This window comes from Gammaproteobacteria bacterium (assembly GCA_013003425.1).
In the GTDB taxonomy this organism is placed as follows: domain Bacteria; phylum Pseudomonadota; class Gammaproteobacteria; order Steroidobacterales; family JABDKV01; genus JABDJB01.
The window spans coordinates 1-18,132 of record JABDJB010000039.1 but is presented as its reverse complement, the minus strand read 5'-3'; the positions used below and the strand labels follow the sequence as shown (position 1 = coordinate 18,132).

Below are 18,132 nucleotides of genomic sequence, written 5' to 3'. Positions count from 1 at the left end.
GGCCCGGTATGACACCTGCAGCGGGCGCACCACGGGCAACACACAGAATCGCCTACATCGACGGGCGTCGGCTGTCGCGAGCGCTGCGCGCCGGTATCGGCAAGGTACTCGCAGACCAGGAACACCTGAACAAGATCAATGTTTATCCCGTACCCGATGGCGACACGGGAACAAACCTTGCGCTTACCCTGCAATCAATCCTCGCAGCCCTGGATGACCGGACAAAGGGCGCCGGCAAGCTGTTGATCCGCGTCGCCGATGCTGCAATTGACGGTGCCCGTGGAAATTCTGGTGCAATTTTCGCCCAGTTCCTGCAGGGCCTGGCTGATGACGCCGGCAGTGTCGGGCGCATCGATGCAACGACGCTGACCGCCGCCTGCAACAGCGGTGCGAGCTACGCTCGCGAAGCGATGAGCGATCCGGTCGAAGGCACAATGCTGACGATCATTGATGCCTTTTGCGCGGCGGTCTCTGCGCGCGTTACTGCCGGTGACCGTGATCTGCAATCCATCCTGCTTGCTGCCAACGAACTGGCCCGCGCCGCTCTGGCGAATACACCGAATCAGCTCGAAGTGCTGCGCAAGGCCGGTGTTGTCGATGCCGGAGCTGCCGGCTTCGTCGACATCCTCGATGGGATCGAGTCACTGGTAGTCGAAGGCGTCGAACCTGAATTGACAGTTGCTGCAAGCGGACTGAATGAATTTGTCGGCGAAATGACCGCAGGGGCCGAAATCGACTTGCGTTACCGCTACTGCACGGAGTGCCTGGTGCGTGGCAGCACCATTGACAGACGCAAGCTGCGCGAGGATATCACCGCGCTTGGTGACAGCCTGGTGATTGCCGGCAGCCATGCCCGTATGCGCATACATATGCACACCAATGAGCCAGACGAGCTGTTTCGTCGCGCATCGCGTCATGGCGAAATCAGCGGCGAAAAAGCTGATGACATGCAACGCCAGCAGGAGCTGGCCCATGCCACCCGGCGCGGCGTCGTTATTACTACCGACACGGCCGGCGACGTGCCGGACGATGAGCTTGAACGTTTGAACATTTACCTCACACCGGTGCGCGTACATTTTGGTGAACAGAGCTACCTGGACAAAGTAACAATCACAGCTGAACAGCTGTATGAGAAACTGCGCACCGAAACAGTGCCGGCAACGACGTCGCAGCCGGCACCCGGCGATTTTCGCCGCCAGTTCGAGTTCCTCAAGTCACACTACGACGAGGTCGTATCAATACATGTCAGCGGGAGCGCCAGCGGCACCTGGCAGGCGGCGCAGAATGTTGCCACCTCACTGGAACACTCGGAACGGATACGCGTAGTCGATTCGCGTACGGCATCGTTGGGTCAGGGGCTGCTGGTCATTGATGCTGCTGAAGCCGCACAGCGTGGGATGAATGGCAAACAAATCGCCGAGCGTATTGAGCTGATGAAAGACCGCACTGAGACTTACTGTGTGCTGCGCGATCTCAGCTATGGTGTACGCGGTGGTCGCATCCCGGCGCGGGTAAAAACCATCGCCGATCTGCTACACCTGACACCGGTGCTGGCGATTCGCGACGGGCTGGTAAAGCCCGTCGGCGTTTTCCTCGGCCGTAAGAATATCGTAGAGAAATTTGCCCGCTTCATTGCCCGGCGCACGGATTCTGCCAGGAGCTACCGCGTCGGTGTCGGCCATGCAGACTGCGAGAAGGATGCGCAGGCTCTGCTCGAAAAACTGCGCCAGGTTATTCCCGATCAGCAGCAGACCGTGTTTGCGCGGATCGGCACAGCGCTTGGCGTACATGCTGGCCCCGAAGGACTGGTGGTTGCGGTGCAGGAGTACCTCCCGCTGGAGAGTGACTCCGCCGATCAATAACAATCGTCGAACCGGCCCGGCCGGTTCGACTCCTTTTACCCTGCCAACCCACCATCAGCCGCGACGCGATCGCCAACATCTGCGGCTAAAGCCACTCCCGCGAAGCTTCATTGCAAATCATTCGCGGCTAAAGCCGCTCCTGCAAGAGGTCGCACACGGTAACGGTGCGGCGGGAGAGAGGACGGTGTTTGTTTGCAACGACTGCGGTCCTCCGCCGGAGCTGACAAGGAATACCGTCTTGCAGGACCGCCGCAAAAGCCCGCCGCCAAACACAGTCGCAAGCAGTCGCGTCTGGTCGCTCCCACGAGAACCCATCGCAAGCGTTGCGGCTGAAGCCGCTCCCGCTGGCCGCTTTTTCAGGCTTTCTGCGTTACCGATGCCAGGCTGACATCGATCATGCGCGGCATGATGCGCCGGTCCATTGTTGCGATCAGTCGATCCAGCGCACCACCTTCCTCGGCAGCCAGTAGCGTACGGCCATCGTCCCAGGCAATGAGCAATTCGCCATCGGTGGTCGAGATCGGTCGCTCGACCACCAGCGTTGCGATCCTTGCGTCTTTGCGCTGCCATTCATGGCGCGCCGCGCCCGCGGTAGGCGTGAGCTCGAGGCGGGCCGCCTGCATTTCGCTGGCCGCATCCACCAGTGCCGACCAGACCGTATCGATATTTTCGGCACCGGCAGCGGTCTTGTTGAAGCGTCGGTGAGCCTTGCGCAACACCTGGTTGCGCTCCCGCCGCTCAGCCAGGCCGCTGTGATCCCAGACAAATACACCGAGCCGGGCAACAAACAAAAGCACAGAAACTACAGCGGCGCCAAAAATGGCGGCACTCAGAATTCCGTCTGTCAGGGTGACAGTGAGGGCAAACATAGCGAACACGGCCGAAACCGCATACAGGAACAATACCGCCGACCTGTGACTCAGCCCCATGTCGAGCAGGCGATGGTGGATATGTTCTCGATCACCCTGGAACGGATGCTGGCCGCGCACCAGGCGGCGGCCGAACGCCATTACTGTATCGAGTATCGGCAGGCCCAGTGCAAGTACCGGCGTGAGCAGCGCCACGGTGGCGGCTCCCTTGGTACTGGTCTGCAGCGAGGTAATCGCGATTACATAGCCCAGGAACAGGCTGCCCGTATCGCCCATGAAAATGGTCGCCGGGTTGAAGTTGAATACCAGGAAACCCATCAGCGCACCGGCGAGGGCGGCCATGAATAGCATCATCAGCAGGTTGCCGTTGGCGAATGCGACAGCGAAGACTGTTGCGGCAGCGAATACGGCGATACCTGCCGCCAGCCCATCCAGCCCGTCGATGAGGTTCAGGGCATTTATCAGGCCTACGATCCACAGCACGGTAAGCGGGAATGCGTAGACACCCAGGTCGAGTACTGCGTCGAACGGCAGCGAAATAGCCTCGATTCTGAATCCCAGCCCGTACAGCGAAATAGCAACGGCGATCTGTATTGCAAATTTCTCGACTGCACCGGCACCGACAATATCGTCATACAGCCCGATCAATACGATCGGGATGCCGCCCAGCAGAAAGCCCAGTGCCATCCGCGTGTCGCCCGTAAACAGGGCACCGGTATCGCTGCTGACCAGAAACAGGCACAGCAGCGGCAGGTAGAAGGCAGCGACGATCGCGATACCACCGAGCCGGGGAATCTCGCCGGTATGTATCTTGCGGAAACTGGTATTAGGCATTTCCACGGTGCCTAGCTTCCGGGCCGAGTTTCGAACCAGTGGTGTCAGCAGCAGCGCGCACGCCAGCGCCAGCAGGAAAGCTGTGAATATTGCAATCATGATAATGCTAGCTGTTCGAACAGCCGGATATAACGTCCTGTCGCTTGCTGCCGGTCATGCCGGTTGACTGCAGCAAGACGTGCCCTTGTCCCCATCTCTGCGGCACAATCGCGGTTAAGATACAGTTTGCGCACCGCCGCAGCAATCCCGTCAGCAGATTCCGGTTCTACCACTATCCCGGCCTGTTCAGATTCCAGCACGCGCGCTACCTCGCACTCCGGCGGCACAGCCGCCACGGCTGCACGGCCACTGGCCAGAATTCCATAGAGCTTCGAAGGGACCACCAGGCCCGACACTGAACGTCGCTGTAGGATAAGACTGACATCTGCTGCACACAGTGATTCACTGAGCTTCTCTTTTGGCTGGAACGGCAGGAACGCCAGGTTCTTTAGCCCGAGCCGCTGCGCTTCTGCCTGAACTGTCGGCAGGGCAGCACCGGCCCCGATTACCAGCAGTACCAGGTCGGGCAAGTCGGCCAGCTGCGCGGCGACCTGCGGCAGTAACTCCACCCCATGTGCCCGGCCGAGGTTGCCCGAGTACATGACTATAAACTTGTCCTGCAGCCCATTGCGGACACGAAAATCGCCCGCCGCTCCGGTGTCTGCACCAATGACCGCGGCATCTGCCCAGTTGGGAATCACATCGACATCCTGCAGCTGCCGGTCGCTGTTGCGCACCACCTCGCGCATGTCATCGGCCAGCACGACCAGCCTGTCGGCCCGCCGTCGCAGGGTAGCCTCGACACGCCTGCTCAGCCCGGCGACGGGACCATGACCAAGGACACCCAGCGCCTGACCCAGTTCCGGGTAGACGTCCTGCAGGTTATAAACGAAGCGGCGCCCGGGAACGAGCGAATGCAGTGCGGCCAGAAGTCCGGCAAGCAGCGGTGGCGTTGACTGGGCAAAGACAATATCCACCTTGCCGACAAACAGAGAGCGCCAGGCCGTCGCCAGGAAATAACCGGCAAACGGCAGCAGTCTTGACCAGGTGCCACGGCGCCCGGCGGTAGGAATGTTCAGCCACCTGATCTGCACTCCGTCACGCTGCTCGGTATTTTCCGGCATTGCAGCAGCATCGTGCGACCCGGCAACGCGATCGGGCCGCGATGCAATAACAATGGACTCATGACCCGCAGTCACAACATCCTGCGCCAGCTCCGCAACCAGCTGGCCGGTCGCTGCAACATCAGGCGGGTAATGGGGCGACAGGAACAGGATTCGCAGTCGTCGCTTGGCTTGTTTCACAGTCTCAGCCTGGCCCGGGTTTTGGTCTGCATCATGGATCAGCCGCAACCCGGCCTGGTCAGCACGGCGGCGGCGCGCCGAGTTTAGCGGATCGGCGTAATCGGCGGGTTTGCCGGCTGCTGTTTTTTGCTGCGCCCTGCCAGTCATGCATCCGGGTTTCATGCGGCCTCGCGGGCCTCCAGAGGCGTCACACTAGCGATAGGCCGGCAGCGGCACTGTGACCCACGTCACACCGCTTGCGACACATTATTTAAGGTATCCAGTCATCGTTGCGGGCCTGACCCCGCTATGGTCGACCGGACCGGCATGCACTGCCCACCCGACGCCGTGTATCCTAGGCGGCCGGCGTCCCGAAGCAGCAGGAAAAACCATGAATTCCGTCAAGATCTCCATTTCCGCCCTGGCCATCCTGATCGCCGGCTGCAGTGGCAGCCCGCAGACGCCCCCTGCCGCAACAGGGCCGCAGCAGGCTCCCACCAGCGGCATGGACGCAATCGATGCCGGCTCCTATCGCGGCCGCGTTAAGACGCTGTCATCGGATGAATTTGAGGGCCGTGCTCCGTTTACCGAGGGCGAGACCCGGACCATCGAGTTCCTGCGCGACGAATTCAGCCGGGCCGGGCTGCAGCCTGGCAATGGCGATAGCTGGTATCAACCGGTACCGCTGGTAGAAATCACGGCAACCTCCACCGCGCTGAAGTTCACCGGTCATTCCTACCTGGAGCCACCGCTGGGCAAGAACGCCATTATCTGGACCAAGCGGGTCACCGACAGCGTCGCCCTGAGTGAAAGCGAATTGGTGTTCGTTGGTTACGGCATTGTTGCGCCGGAATACGGCTGGAATGACTACGAAGGGCTCGATGTCGAAGGCAAGACCGTCGTGATGCTGGTCAACGATCCTGGCTACGCAACTCAGGACCCGAACCTGTTCAACGGCAACGCGATGACCTACTACGGCCGCTGGACTTATAAATACGAAGAAGCCGCACGTCAGGGTGCTGCTGCAGCCATCGTCATTCATGAAACCGGGCCGGCCGGATATCCTTTTGAGGTGGTCACTGGCGGCTGGAGCGGGCCTCAGTTTGACCTCGTCACTGCCGACCGCAACTTTTCGCGACCGGTAGTCGAAGGCTGGGTCAACAACACCCTGGCTCAGGAGCTTTTTGCCGCAACGGGCAAGACTCTGGACGACGCCCGCCGCGAAGCACTGCACCAGGATTTTTCCGCGCAGCCCATGCCGTGGCGGCTGTCAGCGGAAATACAGAATACTTTTCGCGAATCCACTTCGCACAACGTGATTGGCATTCTGCCGGGAACGGACCTGAAAGACGAATACATCGTCTACATGGCGCACTGGGATCATATGGGTCGCGATGAATCCCTCGAGGGTGACCAGATTTTCAACGGCGCTGTAGACAACGCCACCGGAACTGCGGCCCTGATCGAAATTGCCGAAGCCTTCTCCACACTGCAACCACCACCGCGCCGATCGGTAGTATTTATCGCCGTCACCGCTGAAGAGTCAGGTCTGCTGGGTTCGCGCTACTACGGCACCAATCCGGTCTATCCGCTGGCGCAGACCGTGGCCGGCATCAACATGGATGGCCTGAACGTGCATGGCAAAACCAGGGACGTCGCGGTAGTTGGTTTCGGCGCGTCGCAGCTGGAGGAATACCTGGCTCGCGCTGCCCGCTCCCAGGACCGCGTCATCGTCGCCGAACCGACGCCGGAAAAGGGCTTTTTCTATCGCTCCGATCACTTCAACCTGGCCAAGCAGGGCGTACCGGTGATTTATGCAGAGAGCGGGTTTGACTATCGCGAAGGTGGGATCGCCCGTGGCACCGAACTGGCGCGCGACTGGATTACCAACCGATATCACAAGGTTGGCGACGAATATAGCGATGACTGGGACCTGGCGGGCGCCATCGAGGATATGCAGCTTTATTTCATGATCGGCCGGGAAATCGCAGCAGGCAGCGACTGGCCGCAATGGTACGACGGTAACGAGTTCAAGGCGATTCGCGACGCCAGCCTGGCCGACGCCCGATAGCCGATGATGAAACTGCTGTCTGTTTTCGCGGCCCTGCTCGCGGCCAGTCTGTTACCGGCCGCTGACGGCGCATCCCGAACAACGCACGAGGCCTGCGAAGTGCACAGTCGGGCACACGCCGGGCTGCTCGATAGCTGCTTTACTGTGCGCCGGGAGCTGAAGATCAAGCTGAATGACAAGCTGCGCGTGCACGAGCGCGCGCTGATGGACTATTCAGCCGGGCAAGTCGAACTGCTCGAGCAGGAGAAGCTGGCGCAGGACAAGAGGCTTGTTATGGACGGCGATGGAAAGGACATGATCCTGTCATTACCGTTCAGCTGCGATTTGCTGACCATCGCGGACGAGCAATTGGTGTTGCGGGCCAGCGACGAACCGGAGCAGGCAGTTTTTCAGCGAGTCGGCGACGGTACGTCGCTGCAGCCTATACGCTGGTTGTTTGAAACAACGGAAAAATTTCTGTTCAAAAAATTCCGTCTTCGCGCGGAAGCCAGCTATAGCCAGTTCGCTGCGCGTGAATGCGAACGGGAGCACTGACCTGGATCTGCTGCTGGAAAGTCTCAGGGACCATTGGCAAGCGCTGGTGACCGCCGCGCCGCGCGTGGTTTTTGCCCTGCTGGTGCTCACCGCGTTCTGGATTGCCGGACGCCTGATTGCGCGTGCCGTGACGACATTGCTGGACCGCAGCGACCTGGCCGAGACCCACCTCAGCTTCTTCCGCCGGGTGATTGTCTGGCTCTTCGTCCTGATTGGATTCGCTGTTGCGCTCGACATTATCGGGCTCAGTGGTGTAGCCGGCGGCCTGTTGGCTGGCGGCGGAATTACGGCAGTCGTGCTCGGTTTCGCGTTTCGTGAAATCGGCGAGAATTTTCTCGCTGGGTTCTTTTTGGCATTCGGCCGGCCATTCAATCTCGGCGACCTGATCCAGTCAGACGGGCTCGAGGGGACAGTGCGTGACGTGTCGTTGCGCTCGACACACATACGCAGCGCTGACGGGCGCGACATCTTTATACCAAGCAGCCACATTTTCAAGAATCCTCTGGTCAATTTCACCCGCGACGGACTAAGGCGCCATAACTTCCGGATCGGGATTGCCTACCAGGAAGACACGGATGCTGCTTGCGCCCTGATCGAGAAAACTATCCTGGAAAGCGGCCTGTCACTGGAAACGCCCGCGCCGTTTGCCGGAATAAACGAATTCACTCCCAACTACATCGAACTCATCGTGCGCTTCTGGGTCGACGCCTTCGACCCGGCGCCAAACGTGGCCAGCCAGCGCGCGGAAATCATGGCGCGCTGCCGGCGCACGCTGCTAGCCAGCGGGTACACCCTCAGTGCAGATGTCAGCCAGAACGTGACGCTCATGAATCACGAGGCGCCCTGAACAGCGCTCCGATGCGCCTGCCGTGGCCCGGGTCTGGCCGCTTTCTACCCCAGAAAATCAATGTTATTCAGAAGGTTGGCACAGTCGGGCCGGGGCAGCTACGATTGAGTGGTGGGGGAATCTGCATGAACCGAACCTGGGTGCTGGTGGCTGAGAGCAGCCGCGCGCGCATTTTTTCCACAACCGGACCGCGCGCCGGCCTGGACGAAATACGTGGGCTGACGCAACCGGAGGTGCGACTGAAGGAGCGCGACCTGGTATCTGATTCGCCCGGTCGCAGCTTTGACAGTGGCGGCGCGGGACGTCACGCAATGGGTCGCGAATCCGACCAGAAGCGTCACGAAACGGAAATGTTTGCGAAAACCATCGCTGGCGAGCTCGAGCGCGCGCGCGAACGGGGCGACTTCGACAAACTGATCCTGATTGCGCCGCCTGCATTCCTTGGCCTGCTACGGAAATCCATGCATCACTGCTGCGCCGAACGGGTGGTAGCAACGGTAAACAAGAATCTGGTCCAGCATGACGCTGCCGATATCCGTGATCACCTGCCGGAGTGGTTTTAGGCCAGAGTCGCGACTATTACGCCGTAGAACAACACAACAAACCCGCCTATCTCACCGACGACCAGGCTCCACATGAAAAAGCGGCCGGCGATCGACATATCCGCGATCTGGTTATCGGTTTGCCGGCGCAAACCCTGAACCATGTAGCTGGCGATTGCCAGTGCAAAATAAACCAACACCAGCACTGTAGCGAGTATCTCGATCATGTCGGGAAGCTGGCTGATAGCCGCAAATACCGCCAGCAACAATGCAGCAAAGCTGTACATCAGCGAGGCACGATGAGCGATATCGACGTAACGATGCGCCTGGCCGTCGCTGCTGGCTGCCATCTGGCGAAACTTCCACACACCGGTCAGCAACGCGTTGAGAAAGAACGCGCCTGCTGCCAGGATTGCAATGTCAGAGGCCAGCAGATTCATGTGCGCCTACTCGCCAGTACGCACGTAGAACCCTTCAAACCATGGTTGCCAGCTGTCGCTGGCAGCGTCGTGCTGCTCAAAGTACTGGCGCACACGACCGTCCTCCAGCGGCGTCCATGTACCACGAAAGTCAGCCTGCAGCCCGCTGAAATAGTAGACGATACCCTCAAGTACCATTGAGCCGTCCACCAGGCCACCTTCAATGTCGATCAGCAACCCCGTGGGGCTGACCCAGTGCTGGCGCCATTTGCCGCGGTTCGGGTCATAAAAATTGAGACTGCGGCCGGTGGTGCCGCCGGCGGATGTCCACAGCTCCTGCAATGCACATCCGTTTTCGACCCTGCTGATGACATTGCTGCCGGCTTTGTTGCCGTCGCCGGTAAACACATCCCAGCTGCCGACCCAGAAATCGAAGTCGGCAAAGTGTTCGCCTTCCTCACACGGGTACAGGTTATTTCGCACCTGGAGCAGGATGGAGGCGAACCGATCATCAGAGCGCAGCGCATCAAAGGCCTCCTCCTTGCGGAGAAACTGCAGCCCCAGGAAGCCTGCGGCGGCCGACTGCTGCAGTGACTGCAACGCTGCGTCCAACTCGCCTGCGGCAGCCTGCGTCTTTGCCTGTTGATAAAGCTCGACAGCCTTGTTTTGTGCATGCGCCAGCCCGGCGCACGCCAGCATGACAACAAGAATAATGCGATAAAGCATGAAGATATTCCCCCTGGGTTCATGCTGTTTGATACCGGTGCCGGCACATAGTTCGCCGCCGTGGACATGGCAGTCTCGCACGCACGCCACACACGAGGCAAAATGGCCGGAAGCGTCGTGTGAGAAGGGACTGAACAATGAGCAGCAAGCTGCACGAAGAGAGCCTCGCTGTCCACGCAGGCCGAACCGTAGACCCGGTGACCGGTGCCGTATCGCCACCGTTATACCTGAGCACAACGTTTCAGCGTGATGCGGATGGCCAGTATTCCACCGGCTACGACTACATACGTGACAATCATCCAAACCGGGTAATGCTCGAGCGCACCCTTGCCGCACTTGAGCAAGGAACAGATGCTGTCGCCTTCGCTTCCGGGACGGCAGCGACACTGGCTGTATTTCAGGTTGCCGGGCGTGGTCATATCGTCGCTACACACGACGCCTACCACGGAACGCTACATCAGTTACAGGAGGTCGTGGCCTCGTGGGGCAGCGAAATCAGTTTTGTTGATACGGCCTCGCCGGACGAGGTGGCTGCAGCAATCCGCGACGATACGCAATTGCTATGGATAGAGACGCCATCCAATCCGTTGTTGCGTATCAGCGACATTGCGACTATTGGCCGCCTCGCCACCCGACAGAACATCACAGTCGCGGTCGACAACACGCTGGCAACGCCCGTGCTGCAAAAGCCGCTGACGCTCGGCGCCGACCTTGTGGTTCACAGCACCACCAAGTACATCGGTGGGCACAGCGACGTCTCCGGTGGCGTTGTGGTGGGTCGTGACAAGCAGCTGCTGGATCAGGTGCGTGGCTTCCTGTCACGCGGCGGTGCGGTGCCGTCGGCTTTCGACTGCTGGTTGTTGCAACGTAGTATTGCCACGCTACCGATGCGAACACACGCTCACGCGCACAATGCGCTGGCAATTGCGCGTTTTCTTGCCAGCCACCCGGCAGTGACTGAAGTAGCCTATCCCGGCTTGCCGGCACACGCCGGTCACGAAATCGCCGCCCGTCAGATGAGTGGATTCGGAGGTGTACTGTCATTTCTTGTAGATGGCGATGCGGCTCATGCCGTTGCGGTCGCAGCGCGAACCCGCCTGTTCATTCGCGCGACAAGCCTGGGCGGCGTCGAGAGCCTCATCGAGCATCGCGCGTCAGCAGAGGGCCCCGGTACGCACGCGCCGGGCAACCTCCTGCGCCTCTCGGTCGGTATCGAGCACCAGGATGACCTTGTAGCCGACCTCGATCAGGCATTGTCCGGCGCGTGAGCACCGAAGGCAGTGGTACCGCCGGACCACGGGGATCGGGCGCAATCGCACGCGGGTTGTTTCCTCCTGGTAACGCTGCTGGTGGTGCACTGGTAAACCGCGAAAGCGAATATCGCCGCCTGATCGATGACGTGGTAGCCGGACGCAGTGCGTGGTTCGATTGCCCGCAGCGCTATGGCGTCAGCACGCTGATCAATCGTGCCTGCCAGGACCTGCGCCACTGGCGCGAGCCACGCATGGCAATTGCTGATTGCAGGTTGCACTCGATACATGACACCGAGTCGTTTTGCGTGACAATGCTGGAAGCAATGGGCCAGCTTGCGTCGCAGGTCATTCGACGAGCAAATGTGCTGCCCGATAATGTTGCTAATCTCTTTACCGGGGTTACAAAGGAAATATATCTGGACGTCAATCACCTCCAGACAATCAGGTTGCACCCCGGTGAGCGGCCGCTGGATACGCTGCTCGAGGTTCATACAGAGTTAGACCAGATGGCGCTGCAGCGCGGCTGCCGTTGCGTACTGATCGTGCGCGAGCTGCAGCAGCTTCCTGCACTGCGGTCCAGCAAACAGCTTACGCAGGCGATGCACTCGATGATCGACAGCAACCGTGCTTTTGTCTGGCTCATGCACGGTCACAATCGCTCAGTCATGCGCAGCCTTTTTGAAGGCAGCAAAGCGCCGCTGCACGGCCGCTGTCGCCGCTTCGCGTTGCGCCCGATTAACAGTGAGACCTATAGCGACTATCTTGGAGCGGCCGCCCAGGCCCGTTGGCAGTGCAATATCGGCGTCAAGGCAAGGGAGATGATTGTTGCACTGACAGACCGTCACCCACGCTGGCTCAATGAACTTTGTCGCCGGCTCTGGTCGGCGGATTTGCCGCCGGTAATACAGGACGTTGTCAATGAATGGTACGCGCTGGTCGACGAGAACCGGCACGTCACCGGCCGCGAGCTCGAGCGGCTGTCACCAAATCAGCGTGCGGTATTGTATTGCCTGGCGCAAACGCCAACTGACAAACCACGTGCCAAACGCTTCGTCGCACGCACCCGGGTGTCCAGTGCCAGCGTTGGCCAGGCAATAAGAATACTCGAAGAACTGGATCTTATATGCGCCGATGCAGCGGGTCGCTGGACCGTCAGCGATCCGGTCATGCAATGGTCACTCCACCCGCGCACCGACATTGTTGACGAGATTTACGAACTTGGCCCTGATATCCGGTGGTGAGCAAGACAAGTTTTCAATCAGAAAACTCGAAGTCATTGCCCACCCGGCGAACGCTGAAACGATTTGCCGTCTCTACCGATTCGTATTCGAATGAAGTCTCATCGAGACTGATGATGCGATAGGCATCGTAGTAATAGGCTTGCGTTGTATCGGCCGGCCTGAACTCGCCGCCAGTCATCCAGCCACGCATGATCGTAAAGTAGACCGGGCCTGATATGCCCCACAGACCCACTTCGATCGATTCATCGTACTGGCTTCCTTCATACGTGCGAAAAGTGATTCGATAAGTACCATTCTCGCTGCGTTCTGACAGGGTTATGCGTAACTTGTCGTCTTCCGTCCTGACTTCGCCCAGCCACTTCCCAACCATCAGGTTGCGATCATGCTGGGAATCAGCAGACCAGGCCTTTACTGCACCCGCTGGCGCTGTCACAGACTGAATAGCGCAGCCGCTGGCCGCGAGCACAATCAGCAGCATCAGCACGTGCAATTTCATATCAGCGAATCCGCCGTCACCAGCTCCGCTTCATCGTTTTTCGGATCGTTGACCCGCCGGCTAACCGGCCAAACCGTTACCGGCTCGGCAGGGGGCGGCAGCAGCAACTCCTGCAACGCTGCCGTGTCGTGATTTTCCGGGTCCAGCCACTGTGTGAAATGGCTGGTATCGATGATTGCCGGCATTCGGTTGTGCAACGGCGCCACGGCCTCGTTAGGCGCCGTGGTGACAATGGTGAAGGTCTCCAGTGTTTCATCGTCGTTTTCGCCATCACGCCAGCGCGCCCACAACCCGGCCATGCCAAAGGGCTTGTCGCCGCCGTGGCTGATAAAGTATGGCTGCTTCACGCTGCCCTGCTTTTTCCACTCGTAAAAGCCATTGGCCGGCACAATACAACGACGCTTCCGGAAAGGACTCTTGTAGGCGGGTTTTTCGCTCAGGGTTTCGGCCCGTGCATTAATCATGCGATTGCCGATCGCCTTGTCCTTTGCCCAGAACGGAACCAACCCCCAGCGCAGCATACTGACGCTGCGCTCACCGTCGCTGTCAGCGCGTATTATTGGCACAAACTGGGTTGGGGCAATGTTGAAGCGCGGCTCGATGTCCGGTGGATCCTCAACACCAAAGATCCGCGTTACTGCTTCGGCCGGCGCGTAGAATGCAAACCGCCCGCACATCAGGGTCGAAGCCCGACGCCGCGCCGCAGCAGGTACAGGTTGAAGGCAAACAGAATGATCACGAAGGCAATAATTATCGAAAATGCGGTTGCCAGCTCAATGTCTGATACACCAAGGATGCCGTAACGGAATGCATTGACCATATACAGGATTGGATTGGCGCGTGATACCGCTTGCCAGAACTCCGGCAGCAACGATATTGAATAAAACACTCCGCCAAGGTAGGTGAGCGGCGTCAGCACGAACGTCGGGATAATTGAAATGCCGTCAAAGTTTTTGGCGTAAATAGCGTTTACAAATCCCGCCAGCGAGAAAACCATCGACGTCAGAATGACGGTGGCAAGCGTTACCCAGGGATGCTCCAGGCGCAGCTCGGTAAAAAACAGCGCGATAATAGTGACCAGCAGGCCTACGCACAGCCCGCGGATAAGTCCGCCGGCCATGTAGCCGATCAGCATAATGTAATCGGGCATCGGCGAGACCAGCATTTCCTCCACGTACTTGCCAAAACGGGAGCCAAAAAACGATGAAACGACGTTGCCGTAGGAATTGCTGATTATCGACATCATGATCAGGCCGGGCGCGATGAACTGCATGTAGGAAAAACCTTCCATCTGCCCGATACGGCTGCCGATAAGATTTCCGAATATGATGAAGTACAGCGTCATGGTTATTGCCGGCGGGACGATGGTCTGGATCCAGATACGCCGCACGCGGCGAAACTCCCGCATCACTACTGTCAGCAGCGCGTTGTAGTGCTGCCGGTTCATGTCTGTTCAGCCTTGTTTTCGACCATGCGCAGGAACAGTTCTTCGAGGCGGTTAGCCTTGTTGCGCATGCTGCTGATATGAATGCCCTGCGAGGTCAGCTGACTGAAAAGCTCATTGATACTCTGCTGCTGTGGCTTATCCACCTCCAGGGAATAATCGTTGACCCGCCTGATCGTGAATCCTTCGGCGCTGATCGTGGCCGGCAGTTTCGCCTCGACATCCAGCACAAACGTTTCGAAATGCAGCTTGCGCAGCACCCGGCTCATACGATCGTGCTCGACAATTCTGCCGCTATCGATAATTGCTACGTTGCGACACAGGCTCTCGGCTTCTTCGAGATAGTGGGTCGTAAGGATTATGGTTGTGCCATCAGCATTGATTCGCTGCATAAATTCCCACATCGACCGGCGAATTTCGATATCCACACCTGCGGTCGGTTCGTCGAGAATCAACAGCGGGGGCTGGTGTACCAGCGCCCGGGCAATCATCAGACGTCGCTTCATGCCACCCGACAGGTTACGTGCGATATCGTCGCGCTTGCCCCACAACTGCAGCTGGCGAAGATGCGTTTCCGCACGCTCGCGAGCCAGCTGTGGTGACAGGCCATAAAAGCCGGCCTGGTTTATGAGTATCTCGAGGGGTTTTTCAAACTGATTGAAATTGACTTCCTGCGGCACCAGACCGATGCAGGATTTTGCCCGCTCGGTGTGCCGGTCGAGATCGTGGCCGAACACCTCCACCGTACCCGCGGTTTTCTTAACCAGTGACGTCACAATGCCGATGGCGGTCGTCTTTCCGGCACCATTTGGTCCGAGCAGGGCGAAGAAATCCCCTTCCTCGACAGTCAGGTCGATACCCTTAAGGGCTTCGACGCCATTGTCGTAGGTTTTGCTCAGGCCCGTTAAGGAAAGTGCGTTCATTTTCAGGCGGTTGGCGAAAAAAATACCGCAACGCGTCGGTTCAGGCGCGGTGCGGGATGACGCCGGATCATATCATGAGTCAATGTTTAAAAAAGGTCGATGAGGCGCCAATTTATTTGATATTTCCGATACTTGCATTAATAATCGCGCCAGCCCTCAGGCGGCCGGTCGCGCGATCGCGTATCCGGTAACAACGGGAGGATTCCTATGCTCAAAGAATTCAAAGACTTTGCGATGCGCGGCAACGTGGTCGACATGGCCGTCGGTATCGTCATTGGCGGCGCTTTCGGCAAGATCGTCAGCTCTTTCGTCGCCGACATCCTGATGCCGCCAATCGGCAAACTCATGGGTGGCGTCGACTTCGGTGCACTGTACGTCAACCTGACCGACACTGCCTACGACAGCCTGGCGGCTGCCGAGGAAGCAGGCGCAGCCGTGATCAAGTACGGCAGCTTCATAAATGTCGTCATCGACTTCATCATCATCGCGTTTGCGATATTCCTGGTGGTCAAGGCGATGAACTCGGCCAAGAAGGAAGAGCCGGCTGCAGAGCCCACCACAAAGAAGTGCCCGCGCTGCCGCATGGAAATCCCGCTGGATGCGACCCGCTGCGCACACTGCACGACAGACGTCTAGTCAGAATTCGAAGCTGGACAATCAAAGGCTCGCCACCGGCGGGCCTTTTTTTTCCTCTCCAAAGTGTCCGATACTTTAGAATTCGGGCATGGCAATCACGAACTCTGATCTGTGACTGAACGCATTAACGTTTTTGCCGGCGCCCACTTTGACCGGCTTGGCGCACGACGCGCCGACAGCACATGGATTCGCCAATGTTTCACGCAGGGGCGAGCCGCTTACCTGCCCGTCTACAGCAAGAGCAGCCTGGTAATCTCGGAGCCAGAGCCACGCGCGGTATTGCTGCCGGCAACGGAGTTGCCACCGGAAAAGCAGCGCGAGGCGATTCTGATTGGCGCCTTTGCAGGTTACACCTGCTTCGCCCTCGACCTTGGCAGCGGACCGCGTGATGATGCGCCGGTCATGGCTGCTGGAAGCTTTCGCAGCTTGCGCACCATTGGCCTGTTGTTCCCGCAGGATCATGCCGCTTTACTGGCTTATGCGCAGGCAATGGTGTTGTGGCACCGGCGACATCGATTTTGTGGTCGTTGCGGTGCACCGAATATCAGCCATGATGCCGGGCATCAGCGAAAATGCAACAACGGCAGCTGCAAAGAAACCGTGTTCCCGAGGATCGATCCGGCAATCATCGTATTGGTTGAGCACGAAGGCCGCGCGCTGTTGGGGCGCCAGGCCGAATGGCCGGAAGGCGTTTATTCCACAATCGCCGGTTTTGTCGAACCCGGTGAGAGCCTCGAGGACGCCGTCCGTCGCGAAGTGCAGGAAGAAACCGGGGTGAATGTCGGCACGGTGCGTTACCACAGCTCTCAACCCTGGCCGTTTCCCTCGTCACTGATGCTGGGTTTTCGGGCTGTGGCCCGCACCACCGATATCACGCTCAACGATAACGAGCTGCAGGATGCGTGCTGGTTCAGCCGCGACGATATCAGCGACGGACTGAAATCCGGCAAGCTGCGGGTTCCGCCGCCGCTATCGATCTCCAGCCGTCTGATTGCACACTGGTTTGACGATGACCAGCCGGGCCGCCTTGCCAGCATCATCCAGCAGCTGGGCGTGACGAACTGAAGCTACAAGACCTTTAGAATGGCTTCGGCCAACAACATCGGCACCTCTTCCTGCAGGAAATGACCCGCGTCTGTTTCAGTAACCGGGGCTGCAGGAAAGAGCTTCTTCATTTTTTTCAGTGAAGGACCGAGTATCGGATCGCGCATGCCCCACACCAGCCGAACCGGCCCGGCAAAGTTGCGCGCCCAGGCATCAACCTCGCCGAGAGTCCTGACCGTCGGATGTGCAAGATCCAGCGGCACCATGCGGGCAAAGGCAAGTGGCGCCACGCGGTCGCTGCGATCACGCAACGGGAAGCGATATGCTTTCTTCTCACGCCTGCCGATGCTGTGCGGATCGCCCTGCACCTTGTGCAACACCGGGATCGGAAATAACAGGTGCCTGAAGGCAATATCACTGACCACCGGCATATTGGCGAAGCGATGGAACGAGGTCGTGCGTGGTTGGCGTGTTGGTTGCGCAAGCATCGTATTGGCAAACACCGCACCACGAACCCACTGCGGATGACGTGCCGCCAGCAGCCCGAGAATCGGCCCGCCCCAGTCCTGCCCGACGATTACTACCGAATCGAGTTGCAGCGCACCGACCAGTGCGCTGATCTGGTTCGCGTGAAATTCGAGCGTGTGGATCGACGGATCACGCGGTTTGCTGCTGAGGCCCAGACCGACCAGGTCGGGGGCGATAACCCGCACACCCCCGGGAATGAGGCGCGCCATTACCCGGCGCCAGAGATAGGACCACATCGGATTGCCATGCTGCAGCAATACCGCGGGGCCGCTGCCCTCATCGACAAAGTGAATTGAATGAGCGCCATTGTGGAACACGCGCCGCGCATAGGGGAACTGCTCGGTAATCCACGCCGGTAGCGCCGGCGCGGCTGAAAACGCTGTCTCCGCCATTATCGAGGCAGTTTAGCAGACACCGGATTATAATTTTCGCCACCAATCACTATCATGGTTCGATCGATGTGCCTGCTCACGTTCGCATTTAATTGCCATTCACGATATCGCCTGGTGCTGGCGGGCAACCGCGACGAGTTTCATGATCG

At 59.0% G+C, this 18,132-nt stretch carries 19 protein-coding genes; 10 read left to right on the top strand and 9 right to left on the bottom strand.

What is annotated here, in order from left to right:
* Window positions 1-8: 8 nt before the first annotated feature.
* Entirely contained in the window at window positions 9-1,862 is a 1,854-nt protein-coding gene (locus tag HKN06_06010) for a DegV family EDD domain-containing protein (GenBank protein NNF60868.1), read from the top strand.
* A gap of 356 nt (window positions 1,863-2,218) precedes the next feature.
* Here HKN06_06010 and HKN06_06005 read toward each other — a convergent pair whose 3' ends face one another.
* Both HKN06_06005 and HKN06_06000 read right to left on the bottom strand, forming a co-directional pair.
* Complete coding sequence (locus tag HKN06_06005; protein NNF60867.1) at window positions 2,219-3,664, bottom strand: undecaprenyl/decaprenyl-phosphate alpha-N-acetylglucosaminyl 1-phosphate transferase; 1,446 nt, start codon at window positions 3,662-3,664, stop codon at window positions 2,219-2,221.
* A complete protein-coding gene (locus HKN06_06000) occupies window positions 3,661-5,055 on the bottom strand; it encodes a glycosyltransferase family 4 protein (GenBank protein ID NNF60866.1) in 1,395 nt (464 codons plus the stop codon). Before HKN06_06000 ends, HKN06_06005 begins: the two co-directional genes overlap by 4 nt.
* Before the next feature lie 223 nt (window positions 5,056-5,278).
* Here HKN06_06000 and HKN06_05995 point away from each other — a divergent pair, with 223 nt between their 5' ends.
* The 4 genes from HKN06_05995 (at window position 5,279) to HKN06_05980 (ending at window position 8,902) form a co-directional block, all read left to right on the top strand.
* Entirely contained in the window at window positions 5,279-6,958 is a 1,680-nt protein-coding gene (locus HKN06_05995) for a M28 family peptidase (protein NNF60865.1), read from the top strand.
* A 3-nt stretch (window positions 6,959-6,961) separates the two neighbouring features.
* The gene (locus HKN06_05990) at window positions 6,962-7,492 is read left to right on the top strand and encodes a hypothetical protein (GenBank protein NNF60864.1); all 531 of its coding nucleotides are present in this window, start codon (window positions 6,962-6,964) and stop codon (window positions 7,490-7,492) included.
* Window positions 7,470-8,339, top strand: coding sequence for a mechanosensitive ion channel (locus HKN06_05985; protein NNF60863.1), 870 nt, complete (start codon window positions 7,470-7,472; stop codon window positions 8,337-8,339). The genes HKN06_05990 and HKN06_05985 overlap by 23 nt, the downstream gene beginning before the upstream one ends.
* Before the next feature lie 125 nt (window positions 8,340-8,464).
* The gene (locus HKN06_05980) at window positions 8,465-8,902 is read left to right on the top strand and encodes a host attachment protein (protein ID NNF60862.1); all 438 of its coding nucleotides are present in this window, start codon (window positions 8,465-8,467) and stop codon (window positions 8,900-8,902) included.
* Here the strand turns inward: HKN06_05980 and HKN06_05975 are convergent.
* Complete coding sequence (locus HKN06_05975; protein NNF60861.1) at window positions 8,899-9,321, bottom strand: hypothetical protein; 423 nt, start codon at window positions 9,319-9,321, stop codon at window positions 8,899-8,901. The two genes, HKN06_05980 and HKN06_05975, sit on opposite strands and share 4 nt — an antisense overlap.
* A 6-nt stretch (window positions 9,322-9,327) precedes the next feature.
* Complete coding sequence (locus HKN06_05970; protein ID NNF60860.1) at window positions 9,328-10,026, bottom strand: hypothetical protein; 699 nt, start codon at window positions 10,024-10,026, stop codon at window positions 9,328-9,330.
* A 149-nt stretch (window positions 10,027-10,175) separates the two neighbouring features.
* Between HKN06_05970 and HKN06_05965 the strand changes: the two genes are divergently transcribed.
* Window positions 10,176-11,294, top strand: coding sequence for an aminotransferase class V-fold PLP-dependent enzyme (locus tag HKN06_05965; GenBank protein ID NNF60859.1), 1,119 nt, complete (start codon window positions 10,176-10,178; stop codon window positions 11,292-11,294).
* The gene (locus tag HKN06_05960) at window positions 11,291-12,520 is read left to right on the top strand and encodes a hypothetical protein (protein NNF60858.1); all 1,230 of its coding nucleotides are present in this window, start codon (window positions 11,291-11,293) and stop codon (window positions 12,518-12,520) included. The genes HKN06_05965 and HKN06_05960 overlap by 4 nt, the downstream gene beginning before the upstream one ends.
* A gap of 13 nt (window positions 12,521-12,533) precedes the next feature.
* Here the strand turns inward: HKN06_05960 and HKN06_05955 are convergent, their stop codons facing one another.
* From HKN06_05955 to HKN06_05940, 4 genes are read right to left on the bottom strand one after another with little or no spacing between them, the layout of a single operon-like run.
* A complete protein-coding gene (locus HKN06_05955) occupies window positions 12,534-13,016 on the bottom strand; it encodes a hypothetical protein (protein NNF60857.1) in 483 nt (160 codons plus the stop codon).
* The gene (locus tag HKN06_05950; GenBank protein NNF60856.1) at window positions 13,013-13,693 is read right to left on the bottom strand and encodes an SOS response-associated peptidase; all 681 of its coding nucleotides are present in this window, start codon (window positions 13,691-13,693) and stop codon (window positions 13,013-13,015) included. Before HKN06_05950 ends, HKN06_05955 begins: the two co-directional genes overlap by 4 nt.
* Window positions 13,693-14,463, bottom strand: a complete 771-nt coding sequence (locus HKN06_05945; protein NNF60855.1) for an ABC transporter permease — start codon at window positions 14,461-14,463, stop codon at window positions 13,693-13,695. The genes HKN06_05950 and HKN06_05945 overlap by 1 nt, the downstream gene beginning before the upstream one ends.
* Entirely contained in the window at window positions 14,460-15,383 is a 924-nt protein-coding gene (locus HKN06_05940) for an ABC transporter ATP-binding protein (GenBank protein NNF60854.1), read from the bottom strand. The genes HKN06_05945 and HKN06_05940 overlap by 4 nt, the downstream gene beginning before the upstream one ends.
* A gap of 207 nt (window positions 15,384-15,590) precedes the next feature.
* Here HKN06_05940 and mscL point away from each other — a divergent pair, with 207 nt between their 5' ends.
* Together mscL and nudC are read left to right on the top strand one after the other, a co-directional pair.
* Window positions 15,591-16,019 carry a large conductance mechanosensitive channel protein MscL gene (gene mscL, locus HKN06_05935; protein NNF60853.1) on the top strand — a complete coding sequence of 143 codons (429 nt, stop codon included), beginning with the start codon at window positions 15,591-15,593 and terminating at the stop codon, window positions 16,017-16,019.
* 111 nt (window positions 16,020-16,130) lie between these two features.
* A complete protein-coding gene (nudC, locus tag HKN06_05930; GenBank protein ID NNF60852.1) occupies window positions 16,131-17,084 on the top strand; it encodes an NAD(+) diphosphatase in 954 nt (317 codons plus the stop codon).
* A gap of 2 nt (window positions 17,085-17,086) precedes the next feature.
* Here the strand turns inward: nudC and HKN06_05925 are convergent, their stop codons facing one another.
* Window positions 17,087-17,983, bottom strand: a complete 897-nt coding sequence (locus tag HKN06_05925; GenBank protein ID NNF60851.1) for an alpha/beta fold hydrolase — start codon at window positions 17,981-17,983, stop codon at window positions 17,087-17,089.
* A 66-nt stretch (window positions 17,984-18,049) separates the two neighbouring features.
* On the opposite strand from HKN06_05925, the gene HKN06_05920 reads away from it, so the two are divergent.
* Window positions 18,050-18,132 (top strand): hypothetical protein (locus HKN06_05920; protein NNF60850.1); only part of this gene is annotated, 83 nt, incomplete at its 3' end.